This is a genomic window from Angustibacter aerolatus (assembly GCF_054776675.1).
Map to the genome: position 1 here is coordinate 15,709 of NZ_BAAHBM010000017.1, position 20,614 is coordinate 36,322.

Below are 20,614 nucleotides of genomic sequence, written 5' to 3' on the forward strand. Positions count from 1 at the left end.
CACCCTGCCGAGGCACCTCGGCGACTCGCCTGCGGCGCTCAGGCCCGGACGTCGGACAGGACGCCCGCGAGCGGGGCGGGCACGCGGTCGAGGGGCAGGGCGTCGACGAGCAGCCGGGCGTAGCGCTCCTTGCGGCCGGAGTGGCTCGACAGGAACCGCCGCAGCTGGTCGACCTCGGGCCGCTCGCGGTGCGGCGCCTGCTGCTGCAGCGAGCGCAGCGACCGCAGCTCGCCGGCGGCCTCGACCACCTCGAGCACGGCCGGCACGCCGAGCGCGCGCACCAGCTCGTCCTCCAGGTCGCGGTCGCACACGTGGCACGGCCCGTCCAGCACCCGCTCGAAGAACCGGCGCTCGCCGACGTCGCACAGCCCGACGGTCAGCACGTCGCCGGCCGCCGCCGCGTACCGCCGCACGTTCGTCGCGCCGCCCATCGCCACGACGTCCACCCCCTCGGCGGGCAGCGACCTGCCGAGCCGCGCGGCGAGGGCGTGCAGAGCCGCCGCGTCGCTCGCCCCCTCGACGAGCACCACGGCCCGACGTCCGGCGACGGCCACCGCGCCATCCTGCATCGCGCGGGCGGACGACGGGGCTGGTGCGAGGATGACGCCGCACCGCCGCCGCACGAGAGGCCCGACATGACCTTCCGCTCCGCCTACCACCACGGGTTCGCCCGGGTGGCCGCCTGCTCACCGCGGACGGCGGTCGCCGACCCGGCGGCCAACGCCGAGGCGCTGCTGGTCTCGGCGCGGGCGTGCCACGACGACGGCGTGGCGGTCGCGGTCTTCCCCGAGCTCGGGCTCAGCGGCTACGCGATCGACGACCTGCTGCTGCAGGACGCGCTGCTCGACGCCGTGGAGGCGGCGCTGCAGCAGGTGGTCGAGGCGTCGGCGCAGCTGCTGCCGGTGCTCGTGGTCGGGGCGCCGCTGCGGCACGGCAACCGGCTGGTGAACGCCGCGGTGGTGGTGCACAAGGGGCAGGTGCTCGGCGTCGCCCCCAAGTCGTACCTGCCGAACTACCGAGAGTTCTACGAGCGGCGGCACTTCCAGCCCGGCGACGACCTGCGCGGCGAGATCGTCGTGGCCGGCGCCAGCGTGCCGCTCGGCCCCGACCTGCTGTTCGCGGCGGAGGACGTGCCCGGCCTGGTGCTGCACGTGGAGGTCTGCGAGGACCTGTGGGTGCCGGTGCCGCCCAGCGCGCTGGCGGCGCTCGCGGGCGCGACCGTGCTGGCGAACCTGTCGAGCAGCCCGGTGACCGTCGGCCGGGCAGCCCACCGCGAGCTGCTGGTGCGCTCGGCGTCCGCCCGCTGCATCGCGGCGTACGTGTACGCGGCCGCCGGCGACGGCGAGTCGACGAACGACCTGGCGTGGGACGGTCAGACGCTGGTGCACGAGAACGGCGTGCCGCTCGACGCGGCCGAGCGGTTCGTCGAGGGCGGCGGCGCCCGGGCGGTGGCCGACGTCGACCTCGGCCTGCTGCGCAGCCTGCGCCAGCACAACGGGAGCTTCGACGACAACCGGCGCACCCTGCTCGACGGCCGAGCACCGTTCCGCCGCATCGGGTTCCGGCTCGACCCGCCGACCGGCGACATCGGGCTGCGGCGCGTCGTCGAGCGCTTCCCGTTCGTGCCGGCGGACGCCGACCGGCTCGAGCAGGACTGCTACGAGGCGTACAACATCCAGGTCGCCGGGCTGGTGCAGCGACTGCGCGCCATCGGCGGCCCGAAGGCCGTGATCGGCGTCTCGGGTGGCCTCGACTCGACGCAGGCGATGCTCGTGGCGGCGAAGGCGATGGACCGCCTCGGGCGACCCCGCTCCGACGTGCTCGCCTACACGATGCCCGGCTTCGCGACCGGCGAGACGTCGAAGTCCGCGGCGCTGCGGCTGGCGACCGCGCTCGGCGCGACCGTCGAGGTGCTCGACATCCGGCCGGCCGCCGAGCAGATGCTGCGCGACCTGCACCACCCGTACGCGGACGGCGAGCGCGGCGACGACGTCTACGACGTGACGTTCGAGAACGTGCAGGCGGGGCTCCGCTACGACTACCTGTTCCGGCTGGCCAACCACCGGGGCGGCATCGTGGTGGGCACCGGCGACCTGTCGGAGATGGCGCTCGGCTGGTCGACGTACGGCGTCGGCGACCAGATGTCGCACTACAACGTGAACGCCGGCGTGCCCAAGACCCTGATCCAGCACCTCATCCGCTGGGTCGTGGCGTCCGGGCAGTTCGACGACGACGTCGCGCTGGTGCTGACGGAGGTGCTGGCCGCCGAGATCAGCCCCGAGCTGGTGCCCGGCCGCGACGGCGTGGTGCAGAGCAGCGAGGCGAAGGTCGGCCCGTACGAGCTGCAGGACTTCACGCTCTTCCACGTGGTGCGCGACGGCGCGCTGCCGTCGAAGATCGCGTTCATGGCGCTGCACGCCTGGGCCGACGTCGAAGCAGGTCGGTGGCCCCCGAACTTCCCGGACGACAAGCGGCACGCCTACACGCTGGAGCAGATCCGGCACTGGCTCGACGTCTTCGTCCGCCGGTTCTTCGGCTTCAGCCAGTTCAAGCGGACGGCGGTGCCGAACGGCCCGAAGGTCGTCGACGGCGGGGCGCTCTCGCCGCGCGGTGACTGGCGCGCGCCGTCCGACAGCTCGCCGCAGGCCTGGCTCGACGACCTCGAGTCGGTGCCCCGGGTCTGAGCCGCGCCTAGGCGAAACCCATGCGCGCCAACGGTTCGACGAGCTCGCGCTCCTCGTACGACAGGTGCGACAGCAGGGTGTCCGACAGCAGGTTCACGGCTTCGCGCAGCGCCGGCAGCCCGTCCGGCCGGGCGACCAGGTCGACGAGCGCGCGGTCGACGCCCTCCAGCACGTCGTGGATCGCGTGGTGCTCGAGCTCGAGCCGGTCGATGACCGGTGACAGCGACGGGTCGCCGGCGCGCAGCCGCGGGAACATGCTGCGGTCCTCGATGGTGTGGTGCGTCGTGACGACGCGGCAGTAGCTCTCGCAGTAGGCGCCGAGCGTCCAGTTGTTCTGCCGCATGGTCATCTCGTTGATGGCGGTGCGCGCGCTGCCGACGTCGAGCAGCCCGGCCTCGACCTGGTCGACGAGGTCGCGCACGGTGCGCAGCTCCTGGCGCAGGTGGTCGTGCACGTCGACCAGGTGCCGGCCCCGGGCGAGGTCGTCGGCGGTGTAGGTGCGCGCCGGGTCGGGCGCGGGTCCGGTCGGGCGGGCCGACTCGTCCCAGACGCGGGTCGCGCTCAGCCGGCGTCCGTCGTCGGGCGTGGTGCGGACGGCGAACGCGGACGTCGGGGCCACGGTGATGCTCTCGGCCGCGGCGACCTCGCGGTCCGGCTCGGTGGCGACCGGCGGGCGCGGGTCGGCGCGCTCGGCCTCGACGAGGCGCCGCACCTCGGGGGCGACCTCGCCACCGAACCGCCGGATGACGTCGAGGTCGTCGGTGCCGAGCACGAACGTGCTGATGCCCTGCTCGATCGTCAGCCCCGCGAGCTTCTCGGCCCAGTCGCGCGGCGTGCCGGTGAGCCAGCCGTCGCCCCGCCCGAAGGTGCCGAACACGTTGTAGAGCCGGCGGACGTCGGCGGGCGAGCGCCCGGCCTCGACCGCGGCCTCGTCGACGAGCGCGTGCATCGCGGGCAGGTCGGGCGGGTCGGCGTACCCCATCGAGGGCAGCCAGCCGTCGGCCCGCGCGCCGGTGAGCCGCAGCATCCGCGGCTTGTAGGCGCCCAGCCAGATCTCCACGTCGTGCGCCGGTGCCGGCCCGGGGTGCGCGCCGGCGACCGGGTAGTGGTCGCCGGCGAACCGCACGCTGCGTCGCGAGGTGTCCCAGGCCGCCCGGATCACCTCGACCGCCTCCTCCAGCGCGTCGACCGCCTCGCCCGGCGTCCGCCGCTCACCGCCCACCGCGGCGATCGCGTCCCAGAACGCGCCGGCCCCGAGGCCCAGCTCGACCCGGCCGCCGGTCAGCAGGTCGAGCGTGGCGACGCTGCGGGCGACGAGCCACGGCGGCCGCAGGGGCAGGTTGAGCACGTTCGCGGCCAGCCGCACCGACGACGTCCTGGCACCGACGACCGAGAGCAGCGTCCAGACGTCGAGGTGTCGCGCCTGGTACGGGTGGTCCTGGAACGTCACCAGGTCGAGGCCGACGAGCTCGGTGAGCACCGCCGCCTCGAGCACGTGCTCGACGGCATCGGCGGACGGCGTCACGAAGGTGCCGAGCTGCAGCTGGTGCCCGTAGTCGGTCATGCCCCGATCCTGCCCCAGCCGCCTCCCGTGATGCGGGACGGTCCGGACCGGTGGAGGATCGAGGTCCGCAGGGGGAGCCGACGAACGCACGAGGAGATCGCAGTGAGCGCAGTACCCGGCATCACGCTGAACGACGGCAACGTCATCCCGCAGCTCGGGTTCGGTGTCTTCCAGATCGATCCGGACGAGACCGCCGAGGCGACAAAGCGCGCCTTCGAGATCGGCTACCGGCACATCGACACCGCCGAGATGTACCAGAACGAGGCCGGCGTCGGCGAGGCCGTGCGCGACAGCGGCCTGGCCCGCGAGGACCTCTGGATCACCAGCAAGCTGAACAACGGCTTCCACGAGCCGGACGCCGCGCGCCGGGCCTTCGACGGCACGCTGGAGGCGCTCGGGCTCGACCACGTCGACCTGTTCCTCATCCACTGGCCGCTGCCCACGCGCTACGACGGCGACTTCGTGTCGACGTGGAAGGTGCTGGAGGAGTTCAAGGCCGACGGCCGCTCGCGCTCGATCGGCGTCTCCAACTTCCAGGTCGCGCACCTCGAGCGGCTCGCGCAGGAGACCGGCACGGTGCCGGCGGTGAACCAGATCGAGGTGCACCCCTACCTCGACAACGCCGAGGTGCGCGCCTACTGCCGCGAGCACGGCATCGCCGTCGAGGCGTGGTCGCCGATCGCCCAGGGCGGCGTGCTGAAGGACGACGCGATCGTGTCGATCGCCGAGTCGGTCGGTAAGAGCCCCGCGCAGGTGACGCTGCGCTGGCACGTGCAGCGCGGCGACATCATCTTCCCGAAGTCGGTGACGCCCGACCGCATCCGCGAGAACTACGAGATCTTCGACTTCGAGCTCTCGGACGAGCAGATGCAGCAGATCACCGCGCTCGACAAGGGCGAGCAGGGGCGCACCGGCCCCAACCCCGACGAGTTCGACTACATCCCCGACTGACCGCTCAGCAGGCCTGGTAGCGGTACGCCGCCCGCCCGCGGGTCACGACGTCACGGTCGCGCAGGACGACCGACGTCGTGGCACCGCGGGCGCGGCACGCCGCGGCGTAAGCGGCCGTGCCGTTGTCGGTGTACTCGATCTCGATGAACCGGTGCCCGTACGCGGCTTCGTAGAGCCCGCACTCCTCGTACACCTGGCACTCCTCGGCGATCGCGAAGTCGAACCCCACGGTGCGCCGCTCGCCAGCCGTCAGCTCGGCGGCGTTCTTCTGGGCGATCGCCATCCCCTTGCCGTGGGCCCGCGCCGCGAGCAGCTTGGCGAACTCCAGGTTGCCGGCGCGCGTGAGCAGCTTGCCGGAGCGCGTCCACGTGTCGAGGTTGTCGGGCTCGACCGCCTGGTAGCCCGACGTGCGGCAGCCGTCGAACCACGGCCCGACGACCTGCAGCAGCCGTGCGCGCTTGGCGGCGGTGCGGGTGTCGAGCAGCATCTCGCCGGGCCAGTCGGGGTCGGTGAACACCCCGCCGGACGCCTTGCGCAGCACCAGGTCGGGGTGGTGCTGCTTCCACCAGGCCGCGTCGTCCGGCTGCGTCTGGAACGCGTTGACGTAGCAGATGTTGTACCGGCCGGGCACGGGGTCGTCGTCGCGGTCGCGGCTGACCACGCGCACGCTCGCCAGCGGGGTGTACGCGCCGCCGATCTGGTAGTCGAAGCGCGCGTTCGCCGGTGGTGCCTGCCACGTCGGCGCGGTGTCGACGGCGGCGGCCGGCCGCACGGACGTCGTGGACGTGACCGCGGCGCCCGGCGTGCTGCTCGCGCCGGAGCACCCCGCGGTCAGGGCGACGACCGCACCCAGGCTCAGGCGCAGCGCACGGCTGCGTCGGGACGGTCGGGCTGGGGCCGGATTCGTGTTTCGCACGGCAACACTGTACGCACGGACACTGCTCGGCTGGTCGGCCACGTCGTCAGACCACCGTGACGCGCAGGCCGGCGGCTCGCAGCGCCTGCAGCGCGGCCGGGTCGGCGGTGTCGTCGGTGACCAGCTCGTCGACGCCGTCGACGCCGGTGATGCGGGCGAGCAGCGCCCGTCCGACCTTCGAGCCGTCGGCGACCACCACGGTGTGCGCCGCGCGCTCGACCAGCACCGCGTTGGTGTGCGCCTCGACCTCGTCGTGGGTGGTCAGGCCACCCGTCGCGCTGATGCCGTCGACGCCGACGAACGCGGTGCCGACGTTCACCCCGCGCAGCGTGTGCTCGGCCCACGGCCCGACCAGCTCGTACGACTGCGAGCGGCTCACCCCGCCGGTCACCACCAGCTTCAGGCGCGGGCGCAGCGACAGCTCGGCCGCGATGTTCAGCGCGTTCGTCACGACGGTGAGGTCGGTGCGCTCGACGAGCAGCCGCGCGACCTCCGACGTCGTGGTGCCCCCGGTGAGGCCGACGGCGACCGGACCCTCGGGCACGCGCTGCACGGCCTCGGCCGCGATCCGCCGCTTCGCCTCGCGCGCGTGGCTGTCGCGGTACCGCACCGGCAGCTCGTACGCGACGTCCTGCGCGGTGGCCCCGCCGTGGGTGCGCCGCAGCAGCCGCTGCTGCTCGAGCACCTGCAGGTCGCGGCGCAGCGTGGCCTGCGAGACGCGGAAGTGCTCGGCCAGCTCGCCGACGTCGACCGAGCCGTGCGTCGACAGCCGCTCGAGGATGACCGCCGTGCGGTCGGCGCGGCGCACGCGCGTCGGCTGCTCGGTCATGGGCGTCATCCTATGCGGTTCACACCGGCGCTCGGCGCGCGAACGCGCATGCGGGACTGCGCGTTCTTGCGCGACTGGCCGTCCGGCGGCATGATCCGCGCATGACGACGATCTGCTTCGTCGGCGCCGGCAGCGTCGAGTTCACCCACGAGCTGCTCACCGACCTGCTCGGCTTCCCCGCCCTGCGCGAGGTCGCCGTCCGGCTGCACGACATCGACCCCGAGCGGCTGGCCACGGCCGAGGCGATCGCCCGCGACACGGCGTCCCAGCTCGGTGCCGCGCCGACCGTGACGACGCACCTCGACCGCCGCGAGGCGATGCAGGGCGCCGACTTCGTGATCAACAGCATCCAGGTCGGCATGCACGAGGCGACTGTTCGCGACTTCGAGATCCCCGCTCGCTACGGCCTGCGGCAGACGATCGGCGACACGCTCGGCGTCGGCGGCGTGTTCCGGGCGCTGCGCACCTTCCCGGTGCTCGACGGCATCGCGAGCGACCTGCTCGACGTGTGCCCCGACGCCTGGCTGCTGAACTACACGAACCCGATGGCGATGAACGTCGGGTACCTGCGCCGCCGGTATCCCGCGGTCAAGGTGGTCGGGCTGTGCCACAGCGTCTACTGGACGGTGCACGACCTCTGCGAGATCGTCGGCGTGCCGCTCGACGAGGTGGAGTACGCCAGCGCCGGCGTCAACCACCAGGCGTGGCTGCTGCGGTGGGAGCGCGACGGCGAGAGCCTGTACCCGTTGCTCGACAAGGCGATCGAGGCCGACCCGGAGCTCTCGCGGCGGGTGCGGTTCGACATGTACCGCCGCCTCGGCCGGTTCCCGACCGAGACCAGCGAGCACTCGTCGGAGTACGTGCCCTGGTACCTGCACAGCGACGACGAGATCGAGCGGCTGCGCATCCCGGTGGGGGAGTACGTGCGGATCAGCGAGCAGAACCTCGCGACGTACGCCCGCACCCGTGACGCGCTGGCCGCCGGCGAGCACCTGCCGCTCGAGCGCGAGGCCACCGAGTACGCGCCGCTCGTGGTGCACGCGATGGTGACCGGCGAGCCGGTGACCATCGTCGGCAACGTGCTGAACGAGGGCCTGGTGACCAACCTGCCGCCCGACGTCTGCGTCGAGGTGCCGTGCGTGGTCGACGCGGACGGCGTGCACCCGCAGCCGATGGGCGACCTGCCCGCGCACCTCGCCGCCGTGAACCGGGCCGCCTGCAGCGTCGGCGACCTCACGATCCGCGCTGCGATGGAGGACGACCCCGCCATGGTGCGCCGCGCCGTCATGGTCGACGCCAACACCTCCGCGACCCTCACGCTGCCGCAGATCTGGAGCCTCTGCGACGACCTCGTCGCGGCCCACGGCGACCTCCTGCCCCCCGCGCTGCGCGTCCCCCTCACCCCCTGAACCCCCTTTCCGCACGTCAGCCCGGTGTGCGCACCTCAGCCCGCTCCGGGAGCGCGGCGGAGCGGGTTGACGTGCGCACACCGGGCTGGGGCGCGCAGAGGGTCAGAGGTCGGCGGGGGTGGCCTGGGCCGCGGTGCCGCCGAGCGCGCGGGTGCTGAGGGTGCCGCAGCGGACCGCCCAGCGCAGGGCCTCGGGCACCGGCAGGCCGCGCACCCGGGCGGCGATCCAGCCGGCGTCGAACGAGTCGCCGGCGCCCACCGCGTCGACCGGCTGCACGGGCTCGGCGGCCACGGTGGCCGCGCCCTCCGGCGTCCAGGCGCGACCGCCGCGGGCTCCGTCCTTCAGCACCACGGCCGTGCCCGCGGCGAGCAGCTGCTCGGCGGCCTGCTCGACGTCGTCGCCGCCGGTGACCGCGAGCAGCTCGGCCGCGTTGGGCAGCAGCACGTCGACGAGCGGCAGCACGTCGCGCACGTCGTGCCAGCGCCCGGCCGGGTCCCAGTTGGTGTCGAGCGACGTCGTGGCGCCGGCGTCGCGGGCGCGCTGCAGCAGGCCGGGCAGGCCGGCGGCGAGCGCGGGCTGCAGGAAGTACGACGCGACGTGCACGTGCCGGACGCCGGCGGGCACCTCGACGTCGTCGGCGCGCAGGGCGTCGATGGTGCCGGTGCTGGTGAGGATCGCGCGGTCGCCGCCGCCGTCGGGCTGCAGCACCACGGTGAGCCCGGTCGCCAGCGTCGGGTGCACCTGCAGCGACCCGACCCCGACGCCGCGCTCGACGAGCAGGTCGCGCACCAGCCGCCCGTGCACGTCGTCGCCGACGACCGCGGCCAGCTCGGTGCGGACGCCGAGCCGTGCGAGCCCGCACGCCGCGATCGACGCCGAACCGCCCATGACGAGCTCGGCCCCGACCAGCTGCTCGGCCTGGCCGAAGCGCGGCACCACGTCGCCGGTGAGCACCAGGTCCGGGTTCGCGTCGCCCACCACCAGCACCTCGGGTGTCTGCATGGTCGGGAGCGTAGCGGCGGCGCGTCTCAAGCGTGCATGAAAAGATGCACGTTCATGCGCGCTTGCCTCTTGTGGGTGCGCGTTCCTGCACCTACGCTCCGGCCATGCGCGAGACGTTGCGAGAGGTCCTGAGTCAGCCGGACGTGTGGCGGCAGGCGGTGGAGCGGGCGGACGACGTGCGCGCCCTGGTGCCGGACGGCGAGCGGGTGGCCTTCGTCGGCTGCGGCACCTCGTGGTTCGTCGCCCAGGCCGTGGCGACCCTGCGCGAGGCGCGCGGGCTCGGCGAGTCCGACGCGTTCGCGGCGTCCGAGGCGCCGACGGCCCGCGGCTACGACCGGGTCGTCGTGATCACCCGCTCGGGCACCACGACGGAGGTCGTGCGCTACCTGGGTGAGCTGCCCGTCGGCCTGCCGACCGTGGTGGTCACCGCGGTGCCGCAGGGTCCGGTGGTCGACGCGGCCGCCGCCGCGCTGGTGCTCGACTTCGCCGACGAGACGTCGGTCGTGCAGACCCGCTTCGCCACCGCGGTCGTGGCGGTGTTCCGGGCCGCGGCGGGCGACGACCTGTCGGCGGCGATCGCGCAGGCCGAGCAGCTGGTCGCGGGCATCGAGGCACCCGACGACCTGCCCGCCGACCTCGCCGGCAGCGAGCGGTTCGTGTTCCTCGGCCACGGCGCCAGCGTCGGGCTCGCGCACGAGGCGGCGCTCAAGCTGCGCGAGGCCTGCCTCGCCACCACCGAGAGCCACCCGGCGATGGAGTACCGGCACGGTCCGGTCGCGCTCGCCGGACCGGGCACCGCCGTCGTGCTGCTCGGACCGGACGCCGCCGGCATCGCGCCCGAGCTGCGCGACCTCGGCGCCGACGTGCTCACCGATGACCTCGACCCGCTCGTGCAGCTGGTGCGCGTGCACCTGCTGGCCCTCGCCGTCGCGGCGCGCAAGGGTCTCGACCCCGACACCCCGCGCAACCTGACGCGGGCCGTGGTGCTGGAGCCCGCGCGATGACCGGTCGGACGCCGCGCCGGGTGCTGGCGGCCGGCGCGACGCTGCTGGCGCTCGGCCTCGCCACCGCGTGCGGCGGGTCGGACGACGCGGGGTCCGGCGACGCGTCGATCACCGTCTGGCACGGGTACACCGACGTCGAGGCGAAGGGCATGACGCAGGTCGTCGCGGACTGGAACGGTGCGCACCCGTCGCAGCAGGTGAAGCTGGTCTACAACGGCGGCAACGACAACACGCTGCAGAAGACCACCGCCGCGATCGCCGCGGGCAAGTACCCCGACGTCAGCTACCAGTTCGGTTCGTCGGCCACCGCGCTGGTGAAGAAGAAGCAGCTGGTCGACCTGACGAAGGACGTGCAGGACCCGGCCTGGGCGTGGTCGGACTTCTACGAGGGCGAGCGGCAGGCGGCGACGGTCGACGGCAAGGTGGTCGGTCTGCCGGCCCTGGTCGACAACCTCGCGCTCGTCTACAACAAGAAGCTGTTCGAGCAGGCGGGCGTCGACGCGCCGACCGCCGACTGGACGTGGCAGGACTTCCGCAGCGCGGCGCAGCGGCTCACCTCGGCCGCCGACAAGCAGTTCGGCTGGGCGTACGTCGACGACGGCTCGGAGGACACCACCTGGCGGTACGTCGCGATGCTCTGGCAGGCCGGCGGCCAGCTGCTCGACGGCTCCGGCAAGCAGGCGGCGTTCGACGACGCGGCCGGCGTGAAGGCCATGCAGCAGCTGCACGACATGGCGGTGACCGACAAGTCGGTGTACCTCGACAGCGGCAGCGGCAACTACCTGAACCTCTTCAACGACGGCAAGATCGCCATGCTGTGGACCGGGCCGTGGGACCTGTCGTCGATCAACGACGACGTCGACTACGGCGTCCAGGTGCTACCCGGCGACACCAGCCACGCCAGCATCTCCGGCCCCGACTCGTGGATGATCTTCGACAACGGCGCGCAGAAGGTGGCGACCGCCAAGGCGTTCGTGCAGTTCATGCTGTCTCCCGAGGAGCACCTGAAGTTCGCGATCGCCACCGGTGATCTGCCGGTGCGCGAGTCGGAGACGAAGCTGCCTGGGTACGCCGAGTACCTGAAGAAGTACCCGGGCGGCAAGGTGTTCGTCGACAACCAGGCGAACGTGACGCAGGTGCGGCCGAACATCACCGCCTACCCGGAGATCAGCGCCGCGATCGGCCAGGCGGTGCAGGCCGTGATGGCCGGCAAGGCACAGCCCGCCGACGCGCTGAAGACGGCAGCCGACACCACCGACGGGTTGCTCGCGGGGTCGCAGTGACCGCGGTCGCCGCGCGTCCGGCCCCGACCACCCGGCGGTCGCGGCGCCGGTCGCTGCCCGAGGGCGTCGTCGGCTGGGGCTTCGCCAGCCCGGCGCTGCTGCTCATCGCGCTGTTCGGGCTGGTGCCGGTCGTCTGGTCGCTCGTGCTGTCGTTCCAGGACAACGACCTCAGCGGCAGCAGCGAGTGGGTCGGCGGCGCCAACTACCAGCGGCTGGTGCACGACCCGCTGCTGCGCGAGTCGCTGCGGCACACCGTCGTCTACACGGTGCTCTTCGTGCCGATCACCATCGTGGCGTCGCTGCTGGTGGCCGCGGCGCTGAACCGGCAGGTGCGCTTCATCGGCTTCTACCGGACGGCGGTGTTCGTGCCGGTCGTCACGTCGACCGTCGCGACGGCGTTCGTCTTCAACTGGCTGCTCGACCCCGACTACGGCCTGGTGAACGGCGCGCTGTCAGCGGTCGGCCTGCCGCAGCAGGGGTTCTTCCGCGACCCCGACCAGGCGCTCGGCGCGATCCTGGCCATGACCGTCTGGGGCTGGATCGGCTTCGGCGTGATCATCTACCTGGCCGCTCTGCAGTCCGTGCCCAAGGACCTGCTCGAGGCGGCGCAGCTCGACGGCTGCTCGCCGTGGCGGGCGTTCTGGCGGGTGCAGGTGCCGCAGCTCGCACCGGCCACCACGTTCCTGGTCGTCTGGCTGACGATCAACGCGCTGCAGCTCTTCGACGAGATCTACGTGACGACGAAGGGCGGGCCGGTGCACGCCACGACGGTCGTCGTCTACTACCTGTACCAGCAGGCGTTCCAGTTCTTCCACGCCGGCTACGCGGCGGCCGTCGCCTACGTGCTGTTCGTCGCCATCCTGCTGCTGACGCTGGTCGAGCTGCGGCTCAGCCGGCGCTGGACCGAGGACGCGTGACCACCCTCACGGCGGCGACGACGTCCGCCCGCACCCGGACGGCGACCCCGCGCCGGGGACGACGTCCGAGCCCCTGGCACCTGGTGCTGGCACCGATCGCGCTGGTGATGCTCGCGCCGCTGCTCTGGATGCTGGTGACGTCGGTGTCGACGCTCGCCGAGAGCCGGCACTTCCCGCCGCGGCTGCCGACCAGCGTGCACTGGCAGAACTACCGCGACGCGCTGACCACGGCGCCCTTCGGCCACTGGTTCGTGAACACCGCGGTGGTCTCGGTGAGCTGCGTCGTCGCGAACCTGGTGCTGTGCACGCTCGCCGGCTACGCGTTCGCGCGGGTGCGGTTCGCCGGCAGCGGGGTGGCGTTCGTGCTGATGCTGGCCACGCTCATGGTGCCGTTCCAGGTGATCATGATCCCGACGCTGCTGGTGATGAAGCACCTGCACCTCGTCGACACCCTCGCCTCCATCGCGCTGCCGAACCTGGCCACGCCGTTCGGGGTGTTCCTGCTGCGGCAGTTCTTCCGCACCCTGCCCCGCGAGCTCGAGGAGGCCGCCCGCATCGACGGCGCCGGCCGGCTGCGCACGCTGGTGCAGGTGCTGCTGCCGCTGATGGGCGCGCCGCTGGCCACCCTCGCGGTGCTCACCCTGCTGAACGTGTGGAACGACTTCCTGTGGCCGCTCATCGCGATCCAGACCCCGAGCCGGATGACGCTGCAGCTCGGGCTGGCGTCGTTCCAGGGCGCGCACGCGACGAACTGGCCGGTGGTGATGGCGGGGTCGCTCATGAGCCAGCTGCCGCTGCTGATCGCGTTCCTGTGCGCGCAGCGGTTCTTCGTCCGGTCGATCGCCTCGACCGGCGGCAAGTAGCGGCTACTGCTGGTAGCCCTCGACCTCCGGCACCGGGCGCTCGCTCGCCGTGTCCGGGTCGCGGTCGAACTCGCGCGCGGCCCGGCGCTGGCGCAGCAGGTCCCAGCACTGGTCGAGCGCCTCCTGCAGGCCGCGCACCTGGGCCTGCTCGTCGGCGGTCGACAGCTCGCCCGCCTGCTGCTCGGCGCGCAGCTCGTGCTGGCGGGTGACGATGTCGTGGATGCGCTGCAGGATCTGCTGGTCGTCCATGCGCCGATCATCCACCCCGGGGCCGCGGTGGGCCCGTGTTCACCCAGCCGTCATCTCCGGTTCGGTCAAGGCGTCTTCTCCGGATCGTTCGCACTGGTCTGGTTGGCCCCGCAAGGTCCCCATCACAGGAACGGAACCCGATGAACCCCCTGCGTTCCCGCCGCGGCCGGACGGCCCTCGCCCTCGTGGCCGCCGTCGCCGTCGCCGCACCTGCTTCTGCGCTCGCCGCCGGCGGTCGTGCCGACAACACCGACGCCGCCAAGGCCGCCATCCAGGGCGGCAAGGCCCGCAACGTCATCCTGCTCATCGGTGACGGCATGGGCGACAGCGAGATCACCATCGCGCGCAACTACCAGGCCGGCGCCAACGGCCGCCTGAACATGGACACCCTCCCGCTCACCGGCGCGTACACGACGTACGCCGTGCGCAAGGACAACCCGGGGATCCCGGACTACGTGACCGACTCCGCCGCCTCGGGCAGCGGCTGGGCCACCGGCAACAAGACCTACAACGGCGCGATCTCGGTGCTGCCGAACGAGAAGCCGGTGCCGACCATCCTCGAGCTGGCCAAGGCCAACGGGTACCGCACGGGCAACGTCACGACCGCCGAGCTCCAGGACGCGACCCCCGCGGTGCTCGCCTCGCACGTCATCCAGCGCGACTGCAAGGGCCCCCAGTCCATGGCCAAGTGCGCGAAGAACGACAAGGTCAACGGCGGCGCCGGCTCCATCGCCGAGCAGCTGGTGGCGACCCGCGCCGACATCTCGCTCGGCGGCGGCAAGCAGTACTTCGACCAGATCGTGCAGGCGGGTCAGGGCAAGGGCCAGTCGGTGCTCGACCGGGCGAAGGCCGACGGCTACCAGGTCGTGACCGACGCCAACGGCCTGGCTCACGTGAACCCGAACAGCCCCGTGCTCGGCACGTTCGCGAAGAACAACATGGACCTCGAGTACGTCGGTCCGACGCCGACCCGCGAGGGCACAGCCCCGTCGCGCTGCGCCATCAACACCGCGCGCACCGCCTCGCAGCCGCACCTGCAGGACATGGCCGCCAAGGCCCTGTCCATCCTCGACACGCAGACCAAGAGTTCCGACAAGGGCTTCTTCCTGCAGATCGAGGGCGCGTCGATCGACAAGCAGGACCACGCCGCCAACCCGTGCGGCCAGATCGGCGAGACCATCCAGTTCGACTACGCGGTGCGCAAGGCGCTCGACTACCAGAAGTCGCACCCCGACACCCTGGTCGTCGTGACCGCCGACCACGGCCACACCAGCCAGATCGTCGAGGGCCCGACCCAGGGCTACACCGCCACCCTGCGCACCAACGAGGGCGGCGACCTCACGATCAGCTACGCGACCGCCGAGCTCGGTGGCTCGCAGCAGCACACCGGCACCGAGGTGCGCATCGCGGCCGGCGGCCCGCAGGCGGCCAACGTGCTCGGCGTCACCAACCAGACCGACCTGTTCTTCACCATGCGCCGCGCCCTCGGGCTCGACGGCTGACCGCAGGTCACCAGCACCACCGCGTCACCCGGGCCGGCTCCTCGCACGAGGGGCCGGCCCGGTCGCGTCCCCGCCCCCTGCCGAGATGCGAGTACCGGTTCACCACGACGTCGTCGGGTGAACCGGTACTCGCATCTCGGCGGGAGGGGGTCAGGAGCGGCGGCGCAGGGCGCGCAGCGCCGAGGTGGCCTCGCGGGCCTCGCGCTCGGCCCGCCGCAGGGCCCGGACGGCGGCGTCGCGGGCCCGGGTCGCCGCGGTGCGCTCCTCGCGGGCGAGCCGCAGCTGCTCGGTCAGGTCGTCGACGCGCTGCTCGGCGTCCGTGGCGGCCCGCTCCGCGTCGTCCGCCGCCTCCTTCGCCCGGGCCACGTCGTCCGCGGCATCGGTGGCGGCCCGCTCGGCCTGCTCGAGCCGCTCGGCCCGCGGGTCGGGCTCTGGGGCGACCTGCAGCGCGCGCTCGCGACGTGCCGCGGGCTTCGCCGGTGCCGGCTCCGGAGCGAGCGCCGGCTCGGCCTTCGGCCTCGGTGCCCGCTCGGGCAGCGGCAGCGCGGTGGCCGCGGTGATGTCGACCTCGCCGAAGCCCGAGTACGCCAGCGCACGGGTCAGCCGGCCAGAGGCGACGGCCTGCTCGGCTGCCGGGTCGGCGACGGACGCCGTGAGGGTCTGCTCGACCTCGCGCGCGGCGGCGTCGGTCAGCTTCAGGTCCTGCTCGTCGGCGACCTCGCCGGCGCGCCGCACCAGCGCGGCGATCACCTGCTGGCGCTGCTTGGTCAGGATGCGCATCTGGGCACCCTGCAGGTCGGACTGCGCCTCGCGCAGCGCCTCGCCGACCTCGAGCAGGTCGGCGAGCTCGTCGCCGCGGGCCAGCTGGTTCACCAGGTGCGCGGGCACGGTCGGACGCCGGAAGGCGCCGATGGCCTTGGCGGCGGCCCGGTCGCCGGTGGTCTTCGCGTCCTTGGCCAGCTCGTCGCGCCGGGCGGTGAAGTCGCCGGGTGCCAGGCCGTACAGCTCCTCGGCGGCCGCCTCGACGGCGTCGTCGGCGGCCTCGGCGTCGTCCGGCACGCCGCGAGCCTACGACCCGGGCGCCGTGCCGGACCGCTGCACCGACTCGACGCGGGTCACGCGCAGCGGCACGCCCTGCTGGCAGTACGACGCCACGCCGCGGGCCACCGTGCCGCTGACCGTGGCGCGGTCGCCGGCCCGCAGCCCGTGGTCACCGAGCAGCAGGTACTCGGTGCCGCCGCCCCGCAGCAGCAGGCAGCGGGCCTCCACGCCGTCCTCGACGACGCCGGTGACGGTCGTGGACGCCGGGGCCGGGGCCGTCGACGCGGGCGGGGTCGACGTCGGCGGGGTCACCGCACCAGCAGGCCCGGAGGCCCCGCAACCGCTCGCACCGAGCAGCGCGAGGACGAGCGCCGGGGCCGCCGCACGTGGGTGTCGCACGGTGGTCGGACGCACCGGCGCGGCGGCCGGTTCCGGGTTTCCGGCCGATCCGCTGCGCGAGCACCACCCCCGGGTACACCATTGGTTGCGCGGACGAAGGTCCCGGTGGTGCACGGGACGAGCGGAGCGGGTCCGCGGCAGCACGAGCGGTACAGGCACGACCAGCGGATCCCTGCAGCACGAGCGGTTCCAGCAGTTCTCACGCAGTTCTCACGCAGTCCCACGAAGTGCAGTACGAGCGGTTCCGCGGTGCCGAGGCACCGCGACGGACCGCCCCGGCAGACGGCGCGGACCTCACCCCACGCGCCCGCGGGGCGGTGCGCGCCGGGTCCGTCGGCGCGCCGGTGGCGCGAGGGGGCCGCCGGCGCGCCGGGGACCCGGGACGCGAGACCAGAGGTCGCCGGTCAGCGAGGCACGCCGGCGGCGACGTCGCGCAGCGAGCGGCTCGGCCGCAGCCACGCACCACCGGCCGGCAGGGCGTCGAGCCGCACCCGGTCGAGCGGCGACTGGAAGGCGCCCGGCACGTCCTCGAGGTCGAGGAACTCGATGAGGTCGGACTCGAGCGCGTAGCCGGCGACCTCGGCGAACGAGATGACCGTGACCTGGGTGCCCTCGCGGGCGAACCGCTCGAGCGGCTCGAGGAAGTTGCGCCCGTCGCCGCTGGCCACGACCAGCCGCACCAGCTTGTGCGAGCGGGTGCGGTCGTCGATGTGCTTGACCATGTCGAGGTCGACGTCGTCGTCCGGGTGCAGCTTGGGCTTGGCGAACACCGCGAAGCCGAACGAGCGTAGCGCCTCGATCCAGCCGCGCATGCCGGTGGCCGCGGCCGGGGGCACGTTCGCGAACACGCTGCCCTCGACGTCGCGCTCGCCGGCCCGCTCGACGAACCAGCGGGCGATCGCGTCGAAGCGCGGCCTGGACGCCGGCGACGGGCGCTCGCCGATGACGTTCGACAGCGTCATGTCGATGTTCGGGGCGTCCCACACGAGCAGGTCGAGCTCGGGTCGCGCCTCGTCGTGGTCTGCCGGCCCGTCGTCCATGGGCACATGGTGCACCCTCGCGCCGGTCGGGCGGGGACCTCCGGGCTCAGGGCTCGAAGCGGTAGCCCATGCCCGGCTCGGTGAGCAGGTGCCGCGGGCGGGCGGGGTCGGCCTCGAGCTTGCGCCGCAGCCGCGCCAGGTAGATGCGCAGGTAGTTCGTCTCGTCGCGGTACCCCGGCCCCCACACCTCGGCCAGCAGCTGCCGCTGGCTGACCAGCCGTCCCGGCGCGCGCAGCAGCACCTCGAGCACGCCCCACTCGGTCGGGGTCAGCCGGACGTCGCGCGGCTCCTCGCCCGGGTCGGTGCGGTGGACGGCGTGCGCCGCCAGGTCGACGGTGCTCGGCCCGAGCGTGACGACCGTCGCGTCGTCCGGCGCCCCCGACCGCCGCACCATCGCCCGCAGCCGCGCGAGCAGCTCGTCCATCGAGAACGGCTTGGTGACGTAGTCGTCGGCGCCGGCGTCGAGCGCGTCGACCTTGTCGGCGGAGTCGGCGCGACCGGACAGCACGAGGATCGGCACCCGGGTCCAGCCGCGCAGGCCCTCGATGACCTCGACGCCGTGCAGGTCGGGCAGGCCGAGGTCGAGCACGACGACCTCCGGGTGGTGCTCGGCGGCCACCTGCAGCGCGCTGCGACCGTCGGCCGCGGTGCGGACGTCGTAGCCGCGGGCCGACAGGTTGATCCGCAGGGCGCGCAGGATCTGCGGCTCGTCGTCGACCACCAGCGCCCGCGTCACCGGCTCATCGTGGCACCGGGTGCGTGCGGCCGGTGCGCTGCCCGGGGGCCGGTGTCGGGAGCGGACGATAGGTTCGGGGCATGGAGCTGCGCATCTTCACCGAACCCCAGCAGGGCGCCACCTACGACCAGCTGCTGACGGTCGCGCGCGCCACCGAGGAGCTCGGCTTCGACGCGTTCTTCCGGTCCGACCACTACCTGGCGATGGGCTCCGTCGACGGTCGCCCCGGCCCGACCGACGCCTGGATCACGCTGGCCGGTCTGGCTCGCGAGACCAAGCGCATCCGCCTCGGCACGCTGGTGTCGCCGGCGACCTTCCGGCTGCCCGGCCCGCTGGCCGTGGCCGTCGCGCAGGTCGACCAGATGAGCGGCGGCCGGGTCGAGCTCGGCCTCGGCAGCGGCTGGTTCGAGGCCGAGCACTCGGCCTTCGGCATCGACTTCGGCTCGGTCGGGCAGCGGTTCGACAAGCTCGAGGAGCAGCTCGCGGTCGTCACCGGCCTGCTGGGCGCCGACGGCCCGTTCGAGTTCGACGGCGAGCACTACACGCTCACCGGCAACCCGGGCCTCGTGCGCTCGCAGCAGCAGCCGCTGCCCATCATCGTCGGCGGTCACGGCCGCAAGCGGACGCCGCGGTTGGCCGCGACCTACGCCACCGAGTTCAACAGCGCCTTCTCGCCGCTGGCGCAGACGGTCGACGAGTTCGGCTGGGTGCGCGAGGCGGCGCTCCAGACCGGCCGCGAGCTGACGCTGTCGGCCGCGCAGGTGCTGTGCGTGGGTCGCGACGACGCCGAGGTGGCGCGCCGCGCCGAGGCGATCGGGCGCGACGTCGACGAGCTGCGCGAGAACGGCTTCGCCGGCAGCGTGGCCGAGGTCGTCGACAAGATGGGCAGGTTCCGCGAGGCCGGCGCCACCCGGCTGTACCTGCAGGTGATGGACCTGTCCGACCTCGACCACCTCTCGCTCGTCGCCGAGGCCGTCGCGCCCCAGCTGCAGTGAGCTCCGGGGGGTACTGGCGCGTCCTGCGGCAGGGCCAGGCGTCGCGGCCGTGGGTGGCCGCGGTGCTCGCCCGCCTGCAGCTGTCGATGGCGCCGCTCGGCATCCTGCTGCTCGTGCAGCACGAGCGCGGGTCGTACGCGCTCGCCGGCCTGGTGACCGGTGCCTTCACCGTCGGCACGGCGCTCGGCTCGCCCACCTGGGGTCGCGCGATGGACCGGGTCGGGCAGGCCAGGGTGATCGTGCCGACGGCGCTGGCCGGCGGGGTGCTGCTCACCGGCACCGCCCTGGCCGCGGTGCTCGACGCGCCGCTCGCGGTGCTGCTGCTGCTGGCCCTCGGCTCGGGCGTCGCGGTGCCGCCGATCAGCGCCGCCATGCGCTCGGCCTGGCGCGTGGTGCTCGACGACGAGGCCGACCAGCGCGCCGGCTACGTGCTCGACGCCGTCGCGGTCGAGGCGATCTTCGTCGGGGGCCCGGTGGTGCTGTCGGTGCTGCTCGTCGTCGGCCCGCCGGTGCTGCCGCTGCTGGTCACCGCGGCGCTGCTCGTCGGCGGCGGCCTGGCCTACTCGGCGTCGCGCCCCGCCCGCACACCGCCGGTCGCGCTGCCCGAGGACCACACCCGGCTGCCCCGGCGCGAGCTGCTGCGGGTGCGCGGCCTGGCGCCGGTGCTGGCGACGGGCGTCGGGCTGGCGATCGGCTTCGGCTGCATCGACACCTCACTCGCCGCGACCGCCAGCGAGGTGCTGCACGACCAGAGCCGGCTCGGCCTGCTCTACGCCGCGATCGCCGGCGGCAGCGTGATCGGCGGCCTGCTCTACGGCACGCTGCCGCACGACCGCGCCGAGCACTCGCGGCTGCCGATCACGCTCGGCGGCATGTGCATCGGCCTGCTCGCGATCACCGTGCTGCTGATCACGGTCGGCGCGCGCCTGCCGGTGCTGCTGCCGGTGCTGCTGGTCACCGGGCTCTGCATCGCCCCGACCCTCGTCGTCCAGCAGAACGTCGTCGACGGCGTCGCGCCGGATGGGCACGCCCACGAGGCGCAGTCGTACCTGGCCACCGCCACCACGACCGGCGGCGCGGCGGGCACGGCCGTCGCCGGCGCGATCATCGAGGCCGGCGGCGTCTCGTTCTCGTTCCTGACGGCGGCGCTCGCCGTCGGCCTCACCGCCGCCCTGGCCCTCGCCGCCCAGCGCACCTGGCGCCCCGCCCGCTAGCCGGCGAGCTGCCACG

20 protein-coding genes are annotated in these 20,614 nt (G+C 73.6%); 10 read left to right on the top strand and 10 right to left on the bottom strand.

Going from position 1 to position 20,614, the window contains the following annotated elements:
- Window positions 1-38: 38 nt before the first annotated feature.
- Window positions 39-554 carry a TOPRIM nucleotidyl transferase/hydrolase domain-containing protein gene (locus ACYVI6_RS06415; protein WP_460445570.1) on the bottom strand — a complete coding sequence of 172 codons (516 nt, stop codon included), beginning with the start codon at window positions 552-554 and terminating at the stop codon, window positions 39-41.
- Between the two features lie 81 nt (window positions 555-635).
- Here ACYVI6_RS06415 and ACYVI6_RS06420 point away from each other — a divergent pair, with 81 nt between their 5' ends.
- Entirely contained in the window at window positions 636-2,684 is a 2,049-nt protein-coding gene (locus tag ACYVI6_RS06420) for an NAD(+) synthase (RefSeq protein WP_460445571.1), read from the top strand.
- Window positions 2,685-2,691: 7 nt separating this feature from the next.
- Here ACYVI6_RS06420 and ACYVI6_RS06425 read toward each other — a convergent pair whose 3' ends face one another.
- Window positions 2,692-4,248, bottom strand: coding sequence for an LLM class flavin-dependent oxidoreductase (locus tag ACYVI6_RS06425; RefSeq protein WP_460445572.1), 1,557 nt, complete (start codon window positions 4,246-4,248; stop codon window positions 2,692-2,694).
- A gap of 102 nt (window positions 4,249-4,350) precedes the next feature.
- Here ACYVI6_RS06425 and ACYVI6_RS06430 point away from each other — a divergent pair, with 102 nt between their 5' ends.
- Window positions 4,351-5,199 (top strand): aldo/keto reductase, encoded by an 849-nt coding sequence (locus ACYVI6_RS06430; protein ID WP_460445573.1) that lies wholly within the window; start codon window positions 4,351-4,353, stop codon window positions 5,197-5,199.
- A gap of 4 nt (window positions 5,200-5,203) precedes the next feature.
- On the opposite strand, the gene ACYVI6_RS06435 is transcribed toward ACYVI6_RS06430, so the two are convergent.
- Both ACYVI6_RS06435 and ACYVI6_RS06440 read right to left on the bottom strand, forming a co-directional pair.
- Window positions 5,204-6,115, bottom strand: a complete 912-nt coding sequence (locus ACYVI6_RS06435; RefSeq protein WP_460445574.1) for an endo alpha-1,4 polygalactosaminidase — start codon at window positions 6,113-6,115, stop codon at window positions 5,204-5,206.
- A 46-nt stretch (window positions 6,116-6,161) separates the two neighbouring features.
- Window positions 6,162-6,944, bottom strand: coding sequence for a DeoR/GlpR family DNA-binding transcription regulator (locus ACYVI6_RS06440; RefSeq protein ID WP_460445575.1), 783 nt, complete (start codon window positions 6,942-6,944; stop codon window positions 6,162-6,164).
- A gap of 101 nt (window positions 6,945-7,045) precedes the next feature.
- On the opposite strand from ACYVI6_RS06440, the gene melA reads away from it, so the two are divergent.
- The gene (melA, locus tag ACYVI6_RS06445) at window positions 7,046-8,353 is read left to right on the top strand and encodes an alpha-galactosidase (protein WP_460445576.1); all 1,308 of its coding nucleotides are present in this window, start codon (window positions 7,046-7,048) and stop codon (window positions 8,351-8,353) included.
- Window positions 8,354-8,455: 102 nt separating this feature from the next.
- Here melA and ACYVI6_RS06450 read toward each other — a convergent pair whose 3' ends face one another.
- A complete protein-coding gene (locus tag ACYVI6_RS06450; protein ID WP_460445577.1) occupies window positions 8,456-9,355 on the bottom strand; it encodes a carbohydrate kinase family protein in 900 nt (299 codons plus the stop codon).
- Between the two features lie 104 nt (window positions 9,356-9,459).
- On the opposite strand from ACYVI6_RS06450, the gene ACYVI6_RS06455 reads away from it, so the two are divergent.
- Genes ACYVI6_RS06455 through ACYVI6_RS06470 form a run of 4 tightly spaced genes read left to right on the top strand, consistent with a single transcriptional unit; the run spans window position 9,460 to window position 13,422 of the window.
- On the top strand, window positions 9,460-10,359 hold the full coding sequence (locus ACYVI6_RS06455) for an SIS domain-containing protein (RefSeq protein WP_460445578.1): 900 nt from the start codon (window positions 9,460-9,462) through the stop codon (window positions 10,357-10,359).
- Window positions 10,356-11,642 carry an ABC transporter substrate-binding protein gene (locus ACYVI6_RS06460; RefSeq protein WP_460445579.1) on the top strand — a complete coding sequence of 429 codons (1,287 nt, stop codon included), beginning with the start codon at window positions 10,356-10,358 and terminating at the stop codon, window positions 11,640-11,642. Before ACYVI6_RS06455 ends, ACYVI6_RS06460 begins: the two co-directional genes overlap by 4 nt.
- On the top strand, window positions 11,639-12,559 hold the full coding sequence (locus tag ACYVI6_RS06465) for a carbohydrate ABC transporter permease (protein ID WP_460445580.1): 921 nt from the start codon (window positions 11,639-11,641) through the stop codon (window positions 12,557-12,559). Before ACYVI6_RS06460 ends, ACYVI6_RS06465 begins: the two co-directional genes overlap by 4 nt.
- Window positions 12,556-13,422: a carbohydrate ABC transporter permease gene (locus ACYVI6_RS06470; RefSeq protein ID WP_460445581.1), complete on the top strand. Its 867-nt coding sequence runs from the start codon at window positions 12,556-12,558 to the stop codon at window positions 13,420-13,422. The genes ACYVI6_RS06465 and ACYVI6_RS06470 overlap by 4 nt, the downstream gene beginning before the upstream one ends.
- A gap of 3 nt (window positions 13,423-13,425) precedes the next feature.
- Here ACYVI6_RS06470 and ACYVI6_RS06475 read toward each other — a convergent pair whose 3' ends face one another.
- Window positions 13,426-13,671, bottom strand: coding sequence for a DUF2630 family protein (locus ACYVI6_RS06475; protein ID WP_460445582.1), 246 nt, complete (start codon window positions 13,669-13,671; stop codon window positions 13,426-13,428).
- Window positions 13,672-13,811: 140 nt separating this feature from the next.
- On the opposite strand from ACYVI6_RS06475, the gene phoA reads away from it, so the two are divergent.
- Window positions 13,812-15,173, top strand: coding sequence for an alkaline phosphatase (phoA, locus tag ACYVI6_RS06480; RefSeq protein WP_460445583.1), 1,362 nt, complete (start codon window positions 13,812-13,814; stop codon window positions 15,171-15,173).
- 150 nt (window positions 15,174-15,323) lie between these two features.
- Here phoA and ACYVI6_RS06485 read toward each other — a convergent pair whose 3' ends face one another.
- The 4 genes from ACYVI6_RS06485 to ACYVI6_RS06500 all read right to left on the bottom strand — a co-directional run bounded on the left by ACYVI6_RS06485 (window position 15,324) and on the right by ACYVI6_RS06500 (window position 18,389).
- Window positions 15,324-16,232 (bottom strand): hypothetical protein, encoded by a 909-nt coding sequence (locus ACYVI6_RS06485; RefSeq protein ID WP_460445584.1) that lies wholly within the window; start codon window positions 16,230-16,232, stop codon window positions 15,324-15,326.
- A gap of 9 nt (window positions 16,233-16,241) precedes the next feature.
- Window positions 16,242-16,526 (bottom strand): hypothetical protein, encoded by a 285-nt coding sequence (locus ACYVI6_RS06490; RefSeq protein ID WP_460445585.1) that lies wholly within the window; start codon window positions 16,524-16,526, stop codon window positions 16,242-16,244.
- A gap of 491 nt (window positions 16,527-17,017) precedes the next feature.
- A complete protein-coding gene (locus ACYVI6_RS06495) occupies window positions 17,018-17,653 on the bottom strand; it encodes an NYN domain-containing protein (RefSeq protein ID WP_460445586.1) in 636 nt (211 codons plus the stop codon).
- Between the two features lie 46 nt (window positions 17,654-17,699).
- Window positions 17,700-18,389: a response regulator gene (locus ACYVI6_RS06500; protein ID WP_460445587.1), complete on the bottom strand. Its 690-nt coding sequence runs from the start codon at window positions 18,387-18,389 to the stop codon at window positions 17,700-17,702.
- Between the two features lie 80 nt (window positions 18,390-18,469).
- Between ACYVI6_RS06500 and ACYVI6_RS06505 the strand changes: the two genes are divergently transcribed.
- Together ACYVI6_RS06505 and ACYVI6_RS06510 are read left to right on the top strand one after the other, a co-directional pair.
- On the top strand, window positions 18,470-19,384 hold the full coding sequence (locus ACYVI6_RS06505; RefSeq protein WP_460445588.1) for an LLM class F420-dependent oxidoreductase: 915 nt from the start codon (window positions 18,470-18,472) through the stop codon (window positions 19,382-19,384).
- A complete protein-coding gene (locus tag ACYVI6_RS06510; protein WP_460445589.1) occupies window positions 19,381-20,598 on the top strand; it encodes an MFS transporter in 1,218 nt (405 codons plus the stop codon). Before ACYVI6_RS06505 ends, ACYVI6_RS06510 begins: the two co-directional genes overlap by 4 nt.
- The last annotated feature ends 16 nt before the right edge of the window (window positions 20,599-20,614 follow it).

What these genes read in the sequence shown, in the direction of transcription:
- ACYVI6_RS06420 (WP_460445571.1), top strand. Translation starts at nt 636, where the DNA reads ATGACCTTCCGCTCCGCCTACCACCACGGGTTCGCCCGGGTGGCCGCC.
- ACYVI6_RS06425 (WP_460445572.1), bottom strand. Translation starts at nt 4,248, where the DNA reads ATGACCGACTACGGGCACCAGCTGCAGCTCGGCACCTTCGTGACGCCG.
- ACYVI6_RS06440 (WP_460445575.1), bottom strand. Translation starts at nt 6,944, where the DNA reads ATGACCGAGCAGCCGACGCGCGTGCGCCGCGCCGACCGCACGGCGGTC.
- melA (WP_460445576.1), top strand. Translation starts at nt 7,046, where the DNA reads ATGACGACGATCTGCTTCGTCGGCGCCGGCAGCGTCGAGTTCACCCAC.
- ACYVI6_RS06450 (WP_460445577.1), bottom strand. Translation starts at nt 9,355, where the DNA reads ATGCAGACACCCGAGGTGCTGGTGGTGGGCGACGCGAACCCGGACCTG.
- ACYVI6_RS06455 (WP_460445578.1), top strand. Translation starts at nt 9,460, where the DNA reads ATGCGCGAGACGTTGCGAGAGGTCCTGAGTCAGCCGGACGTGTGGCGG.
- ACYVI6_RS06460 (WP_460445579.1), top strand. Translation starts at nt 10,356, where the DNA reads ATGACCGGTCGGACGCCGCGCCGGGTGCTGGCGGCCGGCGCGACGCTG.
- ACYVI6_RS06475 (WP_460445582.1), bottom strand. Translation starts at nt 13,671, where the DNA reads ATGGACGACCAGCAGATCCTGCAGCGCATCCACGACATCGTCACCCGC.
- phoA (WP_460445583.1), top strand. Translation starts at nt 13,812, where the DNA reads ATGAACCCCCTGCGTTCCCGCCGCGGCCGGACGGCCCTCGCCCTCGTG.
- ACYVI6_RS06495 (WP_460445586.1), bottom strand. Translation starts at nt 17,653, where the DNA reads ATGGACGACGGGCCGGCAGACCACGACGAGGCGCGACCCGAGCTCGAC.
- ACYVI6_RS06505 (WP_460445588.1), top strand. Translation starts at nt 18,470, where the DNA reads ATGGAGCTGCGCATCTTCACCGAACCCCAGCAGGGCGCCACCTACGAC.